This window comes from Pseudomonas paeninsulae (assembly GCF_035621475.1).
In the GTDB taxonomy this organism is placed as follows: Bacteria; Pseudomonadota; Gammaproteobacteria; order Pseudomonadales; family Pseudomonadaceae; genus Aquipseudomonas; species Aquipseudomonas paeninsulae.
The window spans coordinates 4,187,302-4,201,913 of the sequence record NZ_CP141799.1 but is presented as its reverse complement, the minus strand read 5'-3'; the positions used below and the strand labels follow the sequence as shown (position 1 = coordinate 4,201,913).

16 protein-coding genes are annotated in these 14,612 nt (G+C 59.4%); 10 read left to right on the top strand and 6 right to left on the bottom strand.

Annotated elements, in window-relative coordinates; all coding sequences use genetic code 11:
• Nucleotides 1–7: 7 nt before the first annotated feature.
• Nucleotides 8–1,387, top strand: a complete 1,380-nt coding sequence (locus tag VCJ09_RS19380) for a tryptophan--tRNA ligase (RefSeq protein WP_324731693.1) — start codon at nt 8–10, stop codon at nt 1,385–1,387.
• Nucleotides 1,388–1,575: 188 nt separating this feature from the next.
• Nucleotides 1,576–2,670, top strand: a complete 1,095-nt coding sequence (zapE, locus tag VCJ09_RS19375; protein ID WP_324731692.1) for a cell division protein ZapE — start codon at nt 1,576–1,578, stop codon at nt 2,668–2,670.
• Nucleotides 2,671–2,749: 79 nt separating this feature from the next.
• Here the strand turns inward: zapE and VCJ09_RS19370 are convergent, their stop codons facing one another.
• Nucleotides 2,750–3,667: a GlxA family transcriptional regulator gene (locus tag VCJ09_RS19370; RefSeq protein WP_324734695.1), complete on the bottom strand. Its 918-nt coding sequence runs from the start codon at nt 3,665–3,667 to the stop codon at nt 2,750–2,752.
• A 238-nt stretch (nt 3,668–3,905) separates the two neighbouring features.
• Here VCJ09_RS19370 and VCJ09_RS19365 point away from each other — a divergent pair, with 238 nt between their 5' ends.
• Nucleotides 3,906–5,042, top strand: a complete 1,137-nt coding sequence (locus tag VCJ09_RS19365; RefSeq protein ID WP_324731691.1) for an acyl-CoA dehydrogenase family protein — start codon at nt 3,906–3,908, stop codon at nt 5,040–5,042.
• A 57-nt stretch (nt 5,043–5,099) separates the two neighbouring features.
• On the opposite strand, the gene VCJ09_RS19360 is transcribed toward VCJ09_RS19365, so the two are convergent.
• On the bottom strand, nt 5,100–6,137 hold the full coding sequence (locus VCJ09_RS19360) for an NADP(H)-dependent aldo-keto reductase (RefSeq protein ID WP_324731690.1): 1,038 nt from the start codon (nt 6,135–6,137) through the stop codon (nt 5,100–5,102).
• A 248-nt stretch (nt 6,138–6,385) separates the two neighbouring features.
• Between VCJ09_RS19360 and rplM the strand changes: the two genes are divergently transcribed.
• The 7 genes from rplM (at nt 6,386) to VCJ09_RS19325 (ending at nt 11,195) form a co-directional block, all read left to right on the top strand.
• Nucleotides 6,386–6,814: a 50S ribosomal protein L13 gene (gene rplM, locus VCJ09_RS19355; RefSeq protein WP_079203113.1), complete on the top strand. Its 429-nt coding sequence runs from the start codon at nt 6,386–6,388 to the stop codon at nt 6,812–6,814.
• Nucleotides 6,815–6,828: 14 nt separating this feature from the next.
• Complete coding sequence (rpsI, locus tag VCJ09_RS19350; protein ID WP_079203112.1) at nt 6,829–7,221, top strand: 30S ribosomal protein S9; 393 nt, start codon at nt 6,829–6,831, stop codon at nt 7,219–7,221.
• A gap of 252 nt (nt 7,222–7,473) precedes the next feature.
• Nucleotides 7,474–8,070 (top strand): ubiquinol-cytochrome c reductase iron-sulfur subunit, encoded by a 597-nt coding sequence (gene petA / locus VCJ09_RS19345; RefSeq protein WP_324731689.1) that lies wholly within the window; start codon nt 7,474–7,476, stop codon nt 8,068–8,070.
• Nucleotides 8,067–9,278, top strand: a complete 1,212-nt coding sequence (locus VCJ09_RS19340) for a cytochrome b (RefSeq protein ID WP_324731688.1) — start codon at nt 8,067–8,069, stop codon at nt 9,276–9,278. Before petA ends, VCJ09_RS19340 begins: the two co-directional genes overlap by 4 nt.
• Entirely contained in the window at nt 9,278–10,057 is a 780-nt protein-coding gene (locus VCJ09_RS19335) for a cytochrome c1 (RefSeq protein WP_079203110.1), read from the top strand. Before VCJ09_RS19340 ends, VCJ09_RS19335 begins: the two co-directional genes overlap by 1 nt.
• Nucleotides 10,058–10,147: 90 nt before the next feature.
• Nucleotides 10,148–10,765 carry a glutathione S-transferase N-terminal domain-containing protein gene (locus tag VCJ09_RS19330; protein WP_079203109.1) on the top strand — a complete coding sequence of 206 codons (618 nt, stop codon included), beginning with the start codon at nt 10,148–10,150 and terminating at the stop codon, nt 10,763–10,765.
• Between the two features lie 16 nt (nt 10,766–10,781).
• Entirely contained in the window at nt 10,782–11,195 is a 414-nt protein-coding gene (locus VCJ09_RS19325) for a ClpXP protease specificity-enhancing factor (RefSeq protein WP_079203108.1), read from the top strand.
• A gap of 48 nt (nt 11,196–11,243) precedes the next feature.
• Here VCJ09_RS19325 and VCJ09_RS19320 read toward each other — a convergent pair whose 3' ends face one another.
• Genes VCJ09_RS19320 through VCJ09_RS19305 form a run of 4 tightly spaced genes read right to left on the bottom strand, consistent with a single transcriptional unit; the run spans nt 11,244 to nt 14,583 of the window.
• Nucleotides 11,244–11,777 carry a BON domain-containing protein gene (locus VCJ09_RS19320; protein ID WP_324731687.1) on the bottom strand — a complete coding sequence of 178 codons (534 nt, stop codon included), beginning with the start codon at nt 11,775–11,777 and terminating at the stop codon, nt 11,244–11,246.
• The gene (locus tag VCJ09_RS19315) at nt 11,774–12,367 is read right to left on the bottom strand and encodes a phosphoheptose isomerase (RefSeq protein ID WP_324731686.1); all 594 of its coding nucleotides are present in this window, start codon (nt 12,365–12,367) and stop codon (nt 11,774–11,776) included. The genes VCJ09_RS19320 and VCJ09_RS19315 overlap by 4 nt, the downstream gene beginning before the upstream one ends.
• 30 nt (nt 12,368–12,397) lie before the next feature.
• Nucleotides 12,398–12,769 (bottom strand): YraN family protein, encoded by a 372-nt coding sequence (locus VCJ09_RS19310; RefSeq protein WP_324734694.1) that lies wholly within the window; start codon nt 12,767–12,769, stop codon nt 12,398–12,400.
• A complete protein-coding gene (locus tag VCJ09_RS19305; RefSeq protein WP_324731685.1) occupies nt 12,769–14,583 on the bottom strand; it encodes a penicillin-binding protein activator in 1,815 nt (604 codons plus the stop codon). The genes VCJ09_RS19310 and VCJ09_RS19305 overlap by 1 nt, the downstream gene beginning before the upstream one ends.
• Nucleotides 14,584–14,612 lie beyond the last annotated feature (29 nt).

Here is a 14,612-nt window from a genome sequence, read left to right as displayed (position 1 = left end):
GATAGCCATGACCACTCGTATCCTTACCGGCATAACCACCACCGGCACCCCGCATCTCGGCAACTACGCCGGCGCCATCCGCCCGGCGATAGTCGCCAGTCGCGCAGCCGATGCAGACTCCTTCTATTTTCTCGCCGATTACCACGCACTGATCAAGTGTGATGATCCAGCGCGGATCCAGCGCTCGCGCCTGGAGATCGCGGCGACTTGGCTGGCCTGCGGTCTTGATGTGAGCCGGGCGACCTTCTACCGTCAGTCCGATATTCCGGAGATCCCCGAGCTGTGCTGGCTGCTCAGCTGTGTTGCGGGTAAAGGTCTGCTCAATCGTGCGCATGCCTACAAGGCGTCGGTGGACAAGAATGTCGAGCAGGGCGAGGACGCAGATGCCGGTGTCACCATGGGCTTGTTCAGCTACCCGGTGCTGATGGCCGCAGACATCCTGATGTTCAATGCGCACAAGGTGCCGGTCGGTCGCGACCAGATCCAGCACGTGGAAATGGCTCGCGATATCGCCCAGCGCTTTAACCACCTGTTCGGCCAGGGCAAGGAGCTGTTCACCCTGCCTGAGGCGGTGATCGAGGAAGATGTAGCGACTCTGCCGGGCCTGGACGGGCGCAAGATGAGCAAGAGCTATGACAACACCATTCCGCTGTTCGGCAGCGCCAAACAGCTCAAGGATGCGATTGCGCGCATCGTTACCGACTCCAGGCTGCCCGGCGAACCCAAGGATCCGGATAGCTCCCATCTGTTTACCCTGTATCAGGCCTTCGCCGCACCGACCCAGCAGGCGGATTTTCGCGCCGAGCTGATCAAGGGGCTGGCCTGGGGTGAAGCCAAGCAGCAATTGTTTCAGCTGCTCGAGGCCGAGTTGGGCGAGGCGCGTGAGCGTTATCACGCCCTGATCGAAAAGCCCGCCGAGTTGGAAGATATTCTGCTGGCCGGAGCGGCCAGGGCGCGCAGGATTGCCACGCCCTTCCTTGGCGAGCTGCGCGAGGCGGTTGGTCTGCGTTCGTTCCGCAGCCAGCCCATCGGTGCCGAGAGCGGCAAGAAGAAGGCGAGCAAGAGCGCGCGGTTCGTCAGCTTTCGCGACGAAGACGGCAGCTTTCGCTTCCGTCTGCTGAGCGCTGATGGTGAAGAGGTGTTGCTTTCTCGACCGTTTGGTGACGGTAGAGAAGCTGGGGCGGCCAAAAAAGAGCTAGAAACAGGGGGGGTTGCTGAAGTTGTTCAGGCAATTACCAATCTCCAGGAAAAACTGCTTAGCGAGCATTTTGTGACTGCTTTGATGTCGGTTAATTCTCGTATTAACCAAGATGAAGAGCTACGGCAGAAACTAGTTGAGAGTCTCAAGCAGATTGAGCGCATGTCGGCATCCTCAAAGAGAGCGTGATTCATTTCAGAGCATAGAGCCGATTGAGCGTAGTGATGCCCATGCCGTTCGATGATGGGTATCTCTGGCTCACCCCATCCTGCCCATGCAATAGTCGGATTTCCGCCAGTCAGCGCTGCTGGCCGATTGCCAAGTTGCGGGGGCGTCGTTAAAGTTACGCCCCCGTTTTACTTGCCCGGCTAACGAATATGACTCCCCTTGCGCGCTACCAGGCCGATCTCGAACGGCCCGAATTTTTCCACGATGCGGCCCAGGAAACAGCGGTGCGTCACCTGCAGCGCCTATACGACGACTTGGTCGCGGCTGAAAAGGGTACGTCCGGGGTATTTGGCAAGCTGTTCAGCAGAAAGCCGCAGGGGCCGGTCAAGGGCCTGTACTTCTGGGGCGGGGTGGGTCGCGGCAAGACTTACCTGGTCGATACATTCTTCGATTCGTTGCCGTTCGAGCGCAAGGTGCGCACGCACTTCCACCGCTTCATGAAGCGCGTGCACGAAGAAATGCGCACCCTCAAAGGCGAGAAGAATCCGCTGGTGATCATCGGCCAGCGTTTTGCCGACGAGGCGCGGGTGATCTGCTTCGACGAATTCTTCGTCTCCGACATCACCGATGCGATGATCCTCGCCACTCTGCTCGAGGAGTTGTTCAAGAACGGTGTGAGTCTGGTGGCGACCTCCAACATAGTGCCGGATGGCCTATACAAGGATGGCTTGCAGCGTGCGCGCTTCCTGCCGGCTATCGCCTTGCTCAAAGAACACACCGAGATCGTCAACGTCGACAGCGGTATCGATTACCGTCTACGCGCGCTGGAGCAGGCCGAGCTGTTTCATTGGCCGCTGGATGCGGCGGCCGAAGCGAGTCTGGAAAAGAGCTTCAGAAGCCTGTTGCCCGAGCACTGTGTGGTGCAGGAGCACGAGGCTTTGATGATCGAGAACCGCAGCCTGACCGCGCGTAAGATCGGCGATGACGTAGGTTGGTTCGAGTTTCGCGAGCTGTGCGACGGTCCGCGCAGTCAGAACGATTACATCGAGCTGGGCAAGATATTCCACGCGGTGTTGCTGGCCAATGTCGAACAGATGGACGTGCATACGGACGATATGGCGCGGCGCTTCATCAATTTGGTGGACGAGTTCTACGATCGCAACGTCAAGCTGATCATTTCCGCCGAAGTCGAGTTGAAAGACCTCTATAAGGGCGGTCGCCTGAATTTCGAGTTCCAGCGCACCCTGAGCCGGTTGCTCGAAATGCAGTCCCATGAGTTCCTGTCGCGACCGCATAAGCCGTAACCGGCAGTTCCGCGCTGTAATACTTCAATTCGTGCATGCGATTTGGCTGCGTTGCGGCAGCCTCTCAGGCGCAGATTCGCTAGCAGGTTGTCTGCTCCTGGTTGCCCTTGTGCTGGAATTGTCGGCGATACAGGTTGGGTGACAGCTCCGTGTGCTGGCGGAACAGGCGGGCGAAGAAGCTGGCGTCGTCGTAGCCGACTTCGTAACTGATGGTTTTGATGCTCTTGCGCGTGGCGCTAAGCAGGCTTTTCGCCGTTTCGATGCGCAGTCGTTGCAGATAATGCAGGGGTTTGTCGCCAGTGGCAGCCTGAAAGCGGCGCATGAAGTTGCGGATGCTCATGCCGTGCTCGCGGGCCACGTCCTCGAAGCGGAATTTGTCGGTGAAGTGCTCTTCCAGCCATTGCTGAATTTGCAGGATGGTCAGGTCGTGGTGCAGTTTCTGCCCGCCAAAGCCGATCCGGCCGGGAGTGTAGCTGCGCTGTACCTCGTAGAGGATGTCGCGGGCCACGCCCTGGGCCACGCTGGCGCCGCAATAACGCTCGATCAGGTAGATGTAAAGGTCGCAGGCCGAGGTCACGCCACCGGCGCAGTACAGGTTGTCGGCGTCCGACAGGTGTTTCTCCTGGTTGAGCAGTACCTTGGGGAAGCGCTCGGTGAACTCGCGGAAGAAGCGCCAGTAAGTAGTGGCTTCCTTGCCGTCGAGCAAGCCGGCCTGGGCCATCCAGAACACCCCTTTGGCTTCACCGCAGATTGCGCTGCCGCCTGCGTGGCGCTCTTGTAGCCAGCGGAGTACCTGTGGGTGGCGCTGGCAGAGTGCGTCGAAATCATCCCAGAAGGTGGGCAGGATGATCACATCGGTGGCGTCGAGGCCGCCGTCAACCGGGATCATGACGTTGCTGAAGCTGCGCACCGGCTGGCCGTCCGGGCTGACCAGGCGAATCTCGAAGGTTTCGGTCAGGCCGAGTCCTTGCTGTTTGCCGTAACGCAGGCTGGCCATGTGGAAAAAGTCCTTGGCCTGCATCAAGGTCGAGGCAAATACCCCTTCGGTGGCGAGGATACTGACGCGCCGCAAGGGCGGCGACTGCTGAATAAGCATAGTTAGGGTTCTTATCAAGGCTAAGTGGTCATCGTCTGGCTGGATCGTCTTATTTTTTGGCGGTTGTGTCCAGTGCGACCAAGCGTTTGCTTGGTTAAAGTCGAGGCATCTTTCAGACGTTTCGCTATTAGGTGCCAGCATGATCCCCAGAACCCTGTTCAGCTCCGACCATGAGCTCTTCCGCGACAGCGTGCGCAAGTTTCTCGAGCAGGAAGCCGTGCCCTTTCATGCGCAGTGGGAAAAGGATGGGCATATCGATCGCCAGCTGTGGAGCAAGGCGGGCGAGGCGGGAATGCTCTGCTCGCATATCCCGGAAGAGTACGGCGGCATGGCTGCCGATTTTCTCTACAGTACGGTGGTGATCGAAGAGGTTGGCCGTCTGGGGCTGACCGGGATCGGTTTCTCCCTGCATTCCGACATCGTGGCGCCTTACATCCTGCATTACGGCTCAGAGGAGCTGAAGCACAAATACCTGCCCAGGCTGGTGTCCGGCGAAATGGTCACGGCCATCGCCATGACCGAGCCGGGCGCCGGCTCCGACCTGCAGGGCGTGAAAACCACGGCGGTGTTGGATGGCGACGACTATGTGATCAACGGCTCCAAGACCTTTATCACCAACGGCTACCTGGCCGATCTGGTCATCGTGGTGGCGAAGACCGATCCTAAAGCCGGGGCCAAGGGCACCAGCCTGTTTCTGGTCGAGGCCGCTACGCCGGGCTTCTCTAGGGGTAAGCGCCTGGAAAAGGTCGGCATGAAGGCCCAGGATACCTCCGAGTTGTTCTTCCAGGATGTGCGTGTGCCTAGGGAGAACCTGCTGGGTCAGGCAGGTATGGGCTTCGCCTACCTGATGCAGGAACTGCCTCAGGAGCGCCTGACTGTCGGTATCGGTGCCCTGGCCTCGGCCGAGGCGGCGTTGCAGTGGACCCTGGACTACACCCGTGAGCGCAAGGCGTTCGGCAAGGCCATCGCGGATTTCCAGAACACCCGCTTCAAGCTGGCAGAAATGGCCACGGAAATTCAGATTGGTCGGGTCTTTCTCGATCGCTGTCTCGAGCTGCACCTGCAGGGCAAGCTGGATGTGCCGACCGCCGCGATGCTCAAGTACTGGGGCACCGACCTGCAGTGCAAGGTGCTCGACGAGTGCGTGCAATTGCATGGCGGCTACGGCTACATGTGGGAATACCCGGTGGCGCGCGCCTGGGCCGATGCCCGGGTGCAGCGCATCTATGCTGGAACCAACGAGATCATGAAGGAAATCATTGCGCGTTCGTTGTAGCTGCGGGCCTGGAGGTAGGGCGGGTGTAAGCCGCCCTACGCCTGGCTCCGGCAGTGTTCAAGGGGCGGGGTTGGGTTGCGCCTGGTGAATCGCCTCTATGCTGGCCAGCAGTTCATCGTCGAGGGTCAGCTCGCTGCTCATCAGATTGGCCTCCAGCTGCTCCATGTTGGTGGCGCCGATGATATTGCTGGTCACGAACGGCTGGGCGGTGACGAAGGCCAGGGCCATTTGCGCCGGGTCCAGGCTGTGTTCGCGGGCCAGTGCGACATAGCGCGAGCAGGCCGTCTCGGATTGAGGATTGGTGTAGCGGGTAAAGCGGCTGAACAGGCTGATTCGTGCGTTGGCTGGGCGGGCGCCACCTTGGTATTTTCCGGAAAGCATGCCGAACGCCAGCGGTGAGTATGCCAGCAGGCCGCACTGTTCGCGCATGGCGACTTCCGCTAGGCCGACCTCGAAGCTGCGGTTGAGCAGGTTGTAGGGGTTCTGGATCGACTCCACGCGCGGCCCGCCGCGGCTCTCTGCCAGCTGGAGGAATTTCATGGTGCCCCAGGGGGTTTCGTTGGACAGGCCGATGTGGCGGATCTTGCCGGCCTTGACCTGTTCGTCGAGCACCGCCAGGGTCTCTTCCAGTGCGGTGAACTCGCTGTCTTGATGGCGATAGCCGAGCTGGCCGAAGAAATTGGTCGGGCGCTCTGGCCAGTGCAGTTGGTAGAGGTCGATCCAGTCGGTCTGCAGGCGTTTCAGGCTGGCGTCCAGTGCGGCGACCAGGTGTTCCCGGTTGAATTTCAGGTTGCCGCCACGGATGTAGTCGATACCGTTGCCGGGGCCGGCGATCTTGCTCGCGAGCACCCAGTCGGCGCGATCACCTTTGCGTTTGAAATATTCGCCGATAATTTGTTCGGTTTTACTGTAGGACTCGGCGCGCGGCGGCACCGGGTACATCTCGGCAGTGTCGATGAAATTGACGCCGTGGGCCTTGCTGCGCTCGATCTGGGCGAATGCCTCGTCAGCGCTGTTCTGCTCACCCCAGGTCATGCTGCCGAGGCAGAGGGTGCTGACGCGCAAATCGGTGCGGCCTAACTGGCGATAATCCATTTGCTGCTCCTTTTCGTAAAACAACCATACAAGCAGGTTGAATTTTTTTTCGCAATCGGCATAATTGCGCACCTCTTTCTGCGGTGGAAGTGATGCGCCGCCTGCCGAAGAATCTTGCCGTATTACGGACGCGCTGACCCGAGCCCCCGATAGCGCCCGTTTTCGGCTGCCTTTGACTTGTCAAAGTAAGCACTATTCAGTAAGATCCGCCGTCTTATTTATCAGGGCGGCCCCTGAGGCTATAAAGAATGAAAACTTTTACTGCTAAACCGGAAACAGTAAAGCGCGACTGGTTCGTCGTCGACGCTGCGGGTCAGACACTGGGTCGTCTGGCTACCGAAATTGCCAGCCGTCTGCGTGGCAAGCATAAGCCTGAGTACACTCCGCACGTAGATACCGGCGACTACATCGTCGTGATCAATGCAGAGCAGGTACGTGTGACTGGTGCCAAGACCACCGACAAGATGTACTACTCTCACTCCGGTTTTCCGGGCGGCATCAAGTCGATCAGCTTCGAAAAGTTGATCGCCAAGGCGCCAGAACGTGTGATCGAGACCGCGGTCAAAGGCATGCTGCCGAAGAATCCGCTGGGTCGCGACATGTACCGTAAGCTGAAAGTGTACGCGGGCGCTGCTCACCCTCACACTGCTCAGCAGCCCCAAGAACTGAAGTTTTAACGGAATAGTTCATTATGTCGGCGACTCAAAATTACGGCACTGGCCGTCGCAAGACTGCAACCGCTCGCGTGTTCATGCGTGCTGGTACTGGCAAGATCTCCATCAATAACCGTACTCTCGACGGTTTCTTCGGTCGCGAAACTGCCCGCATGGTAGTTCGTCAGCCGCTGGAACTGGTTGAAATGACCGAGAAGTTCGATATCTACGTCACCGTTCTCGGTGGCGGCGTGAGTGGTCAGGCTGGCGCAATCCGCCACGGCATCACTCGTGCGCTGATGGACTACGACGAATCGCTGCGTCCTGCTCTGCGCAAGGCTGGCTTCGTAACTCGTGATGCTCGTGAAGTTGAGCGTAAGAAGGTTGGTCTGCGTAAAGCGCGTAAGCGTCCGCAGTACTCCAAGCGTTAATTCGCTACTTGCGTTCAAAAGCGCCCGGTTTCCTTTTGGAACTGGGCGTTTTTTTTGGGCGACTGGTTCTCTGCGGCATCATGCCGCAGCCGTGCGCGCCGTGCGCTGTAAGGGATTGAGCTGTTTCCTGTGAGGTAATTACCTTGTCAGGTTAGGGGCTTTTCTTTACCATTTGGCGGATTTTTTGCGCGACTCGATTTTTACCTAGTAGAGGCCTGACAACAGGCCACAACGCTGATGGGAGACGACTGAATGAGCAATGACGGCGTGAATGCAGGCCGGCGTCGCTTCTTGGTGGCGGCCACCTCTGTGGTGGGTGCTGCTGGAGCGGTGGGTGCCGCGGTCCCGTTCGTGGGGTCATGGTTCCCGAGCGCTAAGGCTAAAGCTGCCGGTGCACCTGTGAAGGTGAATGTTGGCAAGATCGAGCCTGGCCAGCAAATGGTTGCCGAGTGGCGGGGGCAACCGGTTTTTATCGTGCGCCGTACCGAGGAAATTCTCAGCAACCTGATCAAGCTTGAGCCGCAACTGGCCGATATCGAATCTCAGGCATCTGATCAGCCGAGCTATGTCGATCCGAAAACCCGTTCGATCAAGCCGGAGCTGCTGCTGCTGGTCGGGTTGTGCACTCACTTGGGCTGTGCTCCGTCCTTCCGTCCGGAAGTGGCGCCTGCCGATCTCGGTGCCGAGTGGGTCGGGGGGTATTTTTGCCCTTGCCACGGTTCTCGCTACGACCTCGCTGGCCGGGTCTACAAAGCGCAGCCTGCGCCCTTGAACCTGCCGGTGCCACCGCACATGTACGAGTCGGATGATGTGATCATCATCGGTGTGGACCAGGAGCAAGCAGGATGAGTAAGTTCATGGAATGGGTGGATGCGCGCTTCCCGGCCACCAAGATGTTTGAAGACCATCTGAGCAAGTATTACGCACCGAAGAACTTCAACTTCTTCTACTTTTTCGGCTCTCTGGCACTGCTGGTGCTGGTCAATCAGATCGTCACCGGCGTCTGGCTGACCATGAGCTACACGCCGTCGGCTGAAGAGGCGTTTGCTTCGGTCGAATACATCATGCGTGACGTCGAGTACGGCTGGATTCTGCGCTACCTGCACTCCACCGGTGCTTCGGCATTCTTCGTGGTGGTCTATCTGCACATGTTCCGCGGTCTGCTCTATGGCTCCTACCAGAAGCCACGCGAGCTGGTGTGGATCTTCGGCATGCTGATCTACCTGATGCTGATGGCTGAAGCATTCATGGGCTATCTGCTGCCATGGGGGCAGATGTCCTACTGGGGGGCTCAGGTGATCATCTCGCTGTTCGGTGCCATTCCGGTCATTGGTGCGGACCTGACGCAGTGGATTCGCGGTGACTATCTGATCTCCGGGATCACCCTGAACCGCTTCTTCGCTCTGCACGTGGTTGCGCTGCCAATCGTGATCCTCGGCCTGGTTGTCCTGCACATCCTGGCGTTGCACGAAGTCGGTTCGAACAACCCCGACGGCGTCGAAATCAAGAAGAAGAAAGACGCGAACGGCATACCGCTCGATGGCATTCCTTTCCATCCCTACTACACCGTGAAAGACATCGTCGGCGTGGTGGTGTTCCTGTTCATCTTCTGCTTCATCGTGTTCTTCTTCCCGGAAATGGGCGGCTACTTCCTCGAGAAGCCCAACTTCGAAGAGGCCAATGCGTTGAAGACGCCAGCGCATATTGCTCCCGTCTGGTACTTCACCCCGTTCTACGCGATCTTGCGTGCTATCCCCGACAAGCTGATGGGGGTCATCGCCATGGGTGGCGCCATTGCCGTGCTGTTCGTGCTGCCGTGGCTGGATCGTAGTCCGGTCAAGTCGATGCGTTACAAGGGCTGGCTGAGCAAGATCTGGCTGCTGGTGTTCTGCGTGTCCTTCGTGATTCTGGGCGTGCTGGGCGTACTGGCACCGACCCCGGGCCGCACCCTGCTGGCGCAGGTGTGTACCTTCCTGTACTTCGCGTACTTCATCCTGATGCCGTTCTATACCAGGATGGAGAAGACCAAACCGGTTCCGGAAAGGGTGACTGGCTGATGAAAAAGCTATTTGCTGCGTTTGTTATTGCCGCGCTGCCAGTCTTCGCTTTCGCTAGTGAAGCCGGCGTGCATTTGGATGAAGTCGAAATTGACCTGACCGACAAGGCCGGCATGCAGGATGGTGCACGTACCTTCGCCAACTACTGCATGGGTTGTCATGGCGCCAAGTTCCAGCGCTATGAGCGTGTGGCCGATGACCTGGGTATCCCGCATGAGTTGATGCTGGACAACCTGATCTTCAGTGGCGCCAAGATTGGCGAGCACATGAAGATTGGCATGCAGGTCGAGGATGCCAAGGTCTGGTTCGGGGCAGCGCCTCCGGACCTGACTCTGGTCGCTCGTGTGCGTGGCACCGACTGGCTGTATACCTACCTGCGTACGTTCTACGATGATCCGAGCCGTCCGCTGGGCGCCAATAACAAGGTGTTCCCGAACGTCGGTATGCCGAACGTGCTGGCCTCCCTGCAAGGGCGTCAGTACATAGGTTGCAAGCAGGTTCAGGTGGTCGAGGATGGCAAGAAGCAGTTCGATCCGTTGTCGGGCACGCCAATAACGCATGAGGCCTGCGATCAGTTGGTCATCGAGCCGAAAAGCGGTGCCCTGAGCGAAGAAGAGTTCGACACCAAGATCAAGAATCTGGTGACCTTCCTAGCTTACTCGGCTAATCCGGTGAAGCTGAAAAGTCAGCGTGTCGGCGCCTACGTGCTGCTGTATCTGGCCTTCTTCTTCGTCTTCGCCTACCTGCTCAAGCGTGAGTACTGGAAGGACGTGCATTAATCGTTTGTCGCTGCAATGTTGTCCTGCGCGCCCCTTTGGGCGCGCAGTCTTTTCTGCTTCCAATAACCTATATAAGCGAGGAGGACCGCCATGAGCGTGACCAACCGGTTAGCCTGCTACTCCGACCCCGCCGACCACTATTCCCACCGCGTACGCATCGTGCTCGCCGAGAAGGGTGTCAGCGCCGAGATCATCAGTGTCGAAAAGGGCCGTTACCCGGCAAGGCTGCTGGAGGTCAACCCCTATGCCAGCCTGCCGACCCTGGTCGACCGTGATTTGGCGTTGTACGAGTCGACCGTGGTGATGGAATATCTGGATGAGCGCTATCCACATCCACCGTTGTTGCCGGTTTATCCGGTGGCGCGGGCCAATAGCCGCCTGCTGATTCATCGTATTCAGCGAGATTGGTGTGCTCAGGTCGACCTGATCCTCGACCCGCGCAGCAAGGAGCCGGCTCGCGTGCAGGCTCGCAAAGAACTCCGCGAGAGCCTCACCGGCGTTTCGCCGCTGTTCGCCGACAAGGCGTACTTTCTCAGTGATGAGATGAGCCTGGTGGATTGTTGCCTGCTGCCGCTGCTCTGGCGCCTGCCGGTGCTGGGTATCGAGTTAGGCAAGCCAGCCAAACCGTTGCTCGACTATATGGACCGCCAGTTTGCCCGCGAGGCCTTTCAGGCCAGTCTTTCCCCCGTTGAGCGCGATATGCGCTGAAGCTGAGGAGGCTTTGATGAATTCCAGTCGTCCTTACCTGGTTCGTGCACTTTACGAGTGGATCGTCGACAACGATTGCACTCCGCATTTGTTGGTCAACGCCGAATTTTCCGGTGTGCAAGTGCCGCCAGGCTTCGCCAGTGATGGGCAGATCGTGCTTAACGTCTCGCCCAGCGCAGTGCGTCATCTGCATATGGATAACGAGGCGGTGAGCTTCGAGGGGCGCTTCGGTGGGGCGCCGCACAGCCTGTACGTCCCAGCTGCAGCCATACTGGCAATTTATGCGCGGGAGAATGGTCAGGGCATGGTCTTCGATCTGGAGCCACCGGTGCCGGATGATGAAGAGGGCGATAGCCCGGATGATCAGGGTCCGCCGGACGGCGAGCCGCCGCGTCCCAGCGGGCGGCCCAGCCTGAAGGTGGTCAAGTAAACAAAAAAGGCGATCCATTGGATCGCCTTTTTTGTGTTCGTGCAAAAATCAGTCAGTGTATTGGAACAGTTTGACGATCTTCTGCACGCCGGAGGTGCCCTGTACCACGTTGGTCGCCCGATTGGCTTCCTGGCGTGAAACCAGGCCCAGTAGGTAGACGATGCCGTTCTCGGTGATCACCTTGATTCGCGAGCTCGGTACGCTGGCGTCGGTGAGCATCTGGGTCTTGATCTTGGTGGTCAGTAGCGTGTCGTTGCTGCGCGCGAGCAGCGAGGTCGGCTGCAGTACCTGCAGTTCGTTATGCACCTTGGTGATGCCTTGAACCTTGCGTGTCGCCTGTTCGGCGGTGCTTTTCAGTTCACTGCGTGGCGTCTGACCGGCCAGCAGCACCACGCCGTTGTAACTAGTGACCACGATGTGCGAGGTTGGGTCGGTCAGGTCGGCGTGAGCGCGGGTGATATTGGCGCTGACTTGTGGGGCGATGAACTGGTCATCGATTTTGTTGCCGATGCTGCGGCTGCCGCAGCCGGCAAGAATCAGGCTGCACAGCAGCCCGGCAAGAATCAGTGGCGAACGGGTCATTCTTCACTCCCAAACAGTTGGTGGTCGATCAGGTCGCACAGGCAGTGGATCACCAGTAGATGGACTTCCTGAATGCGTGCGGTGATCTTCGACGGTACGCGAATTTCCACATCTTCCGGTAGCAGCAGTGAGGCCATGCCGCCGCCATCGCGGCCCGTGAGGGCGACCACGGTCATTTCACGGTCATGGGCGGCCTGTATGGCCTGGATCACGTTGGCCGAGTTGCCGCTGGTGGATATCGCCAGTAGCACGTCGCCCGGCTGGCCGAGTGCGCGGATTTGCTTGGAAAAAATTTCGTTGTAACTGTAGTCGTTGGCGATCGAGGTGATGGTCGAGCTGTCGGTGGTCAGGGCGATGGCCGGCAGGCTCGGGCGTTCGCGCTCGAAGCGGTTAAGCAGTTCGGAGGAAAAGTGCTGGGCGTCGCCGGCCGATCCGCCGTTGCCGCAGGTGAGAATCTTGCCCTCGCTGAGCAGTGCCTGAACCATGGCCAGGCTGCCTTGCTCGATGAAGGGAACCAGTACTTCCAAAGCCTGTTGCTTGGTTTCAATGCTGGCCAGGAACAGTTGGCGGATGCGGTCTTGCATTTCCATCAGAGATTTAACCTTCAGTGTGGCGCCGGTTCAGGTGTCAAAGGCGTTTTGAATCCAGTTCAGCCCGGGAGTCGAGTTGCCTTCGGCGGTTATGGCAATCACGTCGAACCGACAAGGGTGTTTGGCCCAGCGCGATTCCTGCTGCAAAAAGTGCATGGCTGCTTTCGTGAGCTTCTCGCGCTTGCGGGCGTCGACGCTCTCCACGGCGCCGCCCCAGGCGGAGTGCCGACGATAGCGGACTTCGACGAATACTACTGTATCGATGTCGAGCATGACCAGATCAAGCTCGCCGCGGCGGCAGCTCCAGTTCTGCGCCAGAAGCTTCAGGCCATGTTGCTGCAGATGCAGGCGGGCCAGCTCTTCGGCAGCCTTGCCGCTGCTTTGCGTGCTGCGGTGGTCGATCAATTGAGGTTGTCTGGCAGGCGCTCGACGCGCCCGTCGCGAAACTCGGCCCAGGGCAGTTGGCGTTCAATGCGCTGCGCCGGGTTGAGGCTGAGGCTGCCGGACAGGCCGTCGATCCGGGTATCCGGCAAGGCCTTGAGCTGGCTCAGGCGCGGCGCCAGGAGGTAGGCGTCGGCACCCATGGCGTAGAGGCGGCCGAGACTGCCTCCGGCTTGTGGCCATTGGCTTTCGACTTGCTGGCGTACCGGGTCGTTGACGTTCAGCAGCCAGGGCGTTTCGCAAAAGCGGATGCCGTTCAGGTCGTGATACTGCGCATCGCTGTGGTTGCCGGTAAACAGGTGCGAAGTGGCATACACGGGCACGTCGCCAGCGTATTGGAAGGCCAGGATCGGTTTGATCTGTTGCGCTTGCTGCGGGGTGGCCGCAAGGAAGATGAAGTCGATGTCCTGGCGCCGTGACGGCTGCCCGGCTACCGCAGTGCCCAGGGTGTTTTTCAGGTGCTTGCTGCGTGCTTCGCTTTCACGCAATTGGAACAGTTCGGCGATTTGCCGCGCCAGTTCGACGGGCTGGTCAACATGTTCGGCGGCGATCAGGGTGCCGCCCTGGGCTTGCCAGCTCTGCCGGAAGGCATCGAGTACCCGGTCGCCCCAATCACCGCGCGGCACCAGGGCCGCTGCGCTGCGCATGCCGTCAGCCCAGGCGCGGCGTGCCGCTTCGCGCGCTTCATCTTCGGCGGCAAGGCCGAACTGGAACAGCTGAACCGGACCTTCCTGGCCTGGGTCGCTGTAGTTCAGGGCTAGGGTGGTGATCGGTAATTGCTCGCGATCACCGAGTTGTTTGACCAGTGGTTTTTCCAGTGGGCCGATAACCAGTTGCACGCCAGCAGCCTGTGCCTGGCGGTAGAACTCATCCAGTGAGGCCATGCGTGAGCTGTCATAGAGCTGGATGTTCGGCGGGTTCTGCCCGGCCTGCTGGGCTTGATAGTGGGCGGCGAGAAAGCCGTCGCGCAAGGCGCGCGCTACGGCTGCAAGCGGGCCTTCTTGTGGTAGCAGCAGGGCGATTTCCTGCAAGGGTTGGCTGGACAGTTCTTGCAGTTTGCGCAGTGCTGGCGGTAATTGCAGGGCGGCGGGATGTTGGGGATGTTGTGCCAGCCAGTCATCGATGGCTGTTTGCTGTTGTTGCAAGGTGCCAGGAGTCTTGGCGGCCTGAGCCAGGCCCAGCCATCCAGCCAGGTCGGCGCCGTCGTTAGATTGCAGTTGCTCGCTTGGCAGGCTGGAGACCAGGCTCCAGATGGTTTCGTGGTTGCCGGTGGCGGTCTCGCCGCTTATCAGCAGTGGGGCGATGTACACGCGTTCGCGCGCGGCGGCGAGGATCTGTCCGTCGGCCTGCAGGGCGTTGGCGCGAGCCAGTTGGGTGCGCACCTGTTGTTCGATCGGCAGTTCTCCCAGGCGCTCCAGGCTGGGATGGCTGAGCGCTTCCAGGGCGGCTTTGGGTTTTTCGCGCGCCAGTGCCAGTTCGGCGGCCAGGGTGCTGGCGAAGATCTGCTGGGCCGGCTTCAGGCTACTGAGTGGCACCTGTTCGAGGATGTTGTCGGCGCGTGCGATATTTTTCTGCTGATAAGCCTGATCGGCGGCAGCCAGGCGCAGCAGGGCGGCTTGTTCGGGCTTGCTTTCGGTGGCCTGTTGCAGCAGTTGCTCGATGCTGGCTTGAGGGGTGCGCGGCAGTTCCCCCAGGTTGGATGAGGGCGGGCTGGCGCAGGCGGTAAGCAAGCCAGCAAGACAGAGAGCGAGGAGCGGACGCAGGCAGGCGATCATGTAAGCGGTCCTGATACTTGATCAAATGA

Coding starts and splice junctions, on each gene's coding strand:
- VCJ09_RS19380 (WP_324731693.1), top strand. CDS start 8: ATGACCACTCGTATCCTTACCGGCATAACCACCACCGGCACCCCGCAT.
- zapE (WP_324731692.1), top strand. CDS start 1,576: ATGACTCCCCTTGCGCGCTACCAGGCCGATCTCGAACGGCCCGAATTT.
- VCJ09_RS19370 (WP_324734695.1), bottom strand. CDS start 3,667: ATGGCCAGCCTGCGTTACGGCAAACAGCAAGGACTCGGCCTGACCGAA.
- VCJ09_RS19365 (WP_324731691.1), top strand. CDS start 3,906: ATGATCCCCAGAACCCTGTTCAGCTCCGACCATGAGCTCTTCCGCGAC.
- VCJ09_RS19360 (WP_324731690.1), bottom strand. CDS start 6,137: ATGGATTATCGCCAGTTAGGCCGCACCGATTTGCGCGTCAGCACCCTC.
- rplM (WP_079203113.1), top strand. CDS start 6,386: ATGAAAACTTTTACTGCTAAACCGGAAACAGTAAAGCGCGACTGGTTC.
- rpsI (WP_079203112.1), top strand. CDS start 6,829: ATGTCGGCGACTCAAAATTACGGCACTGGCCGTCGCAAGACTGCAACC.
- petA (WP_324731689.1), top strand. CDS start 7,474: ATGAGCAATGACGGCGTGAATGCAGGCCGGCGTCGCTTCTTGGTGGCG.
- VCJ09_RS19340 (WP_324731688.1), top strand. CDS start 8,067: ATGAGTAAGTTCATGGAATGGGTGGATGCGCGCTTCCCGGCCACCAAG.
- VCJ09_RS19335 (WP_079203110.1), top strand. CDS start 9,278: ATGAAAAAGCTATTTGCTGCGTTTGTTATTGCCGCGCTGCCAGTCTTC.
- VCJ09_RS19330 (WP_079203109.1), top strand. CDS start 10,148: ATGAGCGTGACCAACCGGTTAGCCTGCTACTCCGACCCCGCCGACCAC.
- VCJ09_RS19325 (WP_079203108.1), top strand. CDS start 10,782: ATGAATTCCAGTCGTCCTTACCTGGTTCGTGCACTTTACGAGTGGATC.
- VCJ09_RS19320 (WP_324731687.1), bottom strand. CDS start 11,777: ATGACCCGTTCGCCACTGATTCTTGCCGGGCTGCTGTGCAGCCTGATT.
- VCJ09_RS19315 (WP_324731686.1), bottom strand. CDS start 12,367: ATGGAAATGCAAGACCGCATCCGCCAACTGTTCCTGGCCAGCATTGAA.
- VCJ09_RS19305 (WP_324731685.1), bottom strand. CDS start 14,583: ATGATCGCCTGCCTGCGTCCGCTCCTCGCTCTCTGTCTTGCTGGCTTG.